This window comes from Petrotoga sp. DB-2 (assembly GCF_054051725.1).
The window spans coordinates 1-353 of the sequence record NZ_JBSVZD010000089.1 but is presented as its reverse complement, the minus strand read 5'-3'; the positions used below and the strand labels follow the sequence as shown (position 1 = coordinate 353).

Sequence of the window (353 nt, the reverse complement as noted above, 5' to 3'; positions counted from 1 at the left end):
CCGCTTGGAGCTATATTACACAAATGTGGTATAAATTTATTAATCTCATCAAATTCTTCCACTTCTAATTCCCAACCTAACTCGTGTGCAATGGCTGGAAGATGAATCATAGCATTCGTTGAACCTCCAATTGCCGCATGTACAATAATAGCATTTCTAAAAGCCTCAGGAGTTAAAATATCTCTTGCGGTAATGCCTTTCTCCATAAGTTCTATAATTTTTCTACCTGCTTGTCTTGATGTATGTAATATATCTATCATGGTAGAAGGAGATAAAGCCGTACCTGGTAAAGCTAAGCCTAATGCTTCTGCCATACATTGCATAGTGCTTGCAGTCCCCATAAATTGGCACGC

1 protein-coding gene is annotated in these 353 nt (G+C 38.5%); it reads right to left on the bottom strand.

All coding sequences use genetic code 11. The features are described 5' to 3' along the window. Positions 1 to 353, bottom strand: a 353-nt coding sequence (locus ACW9JY_RS10570; protein WP_457284336.1) for a dihydroxy-acid dehydratase domain-containing protein, incomplete at both ends; no start/stop codon positions are given.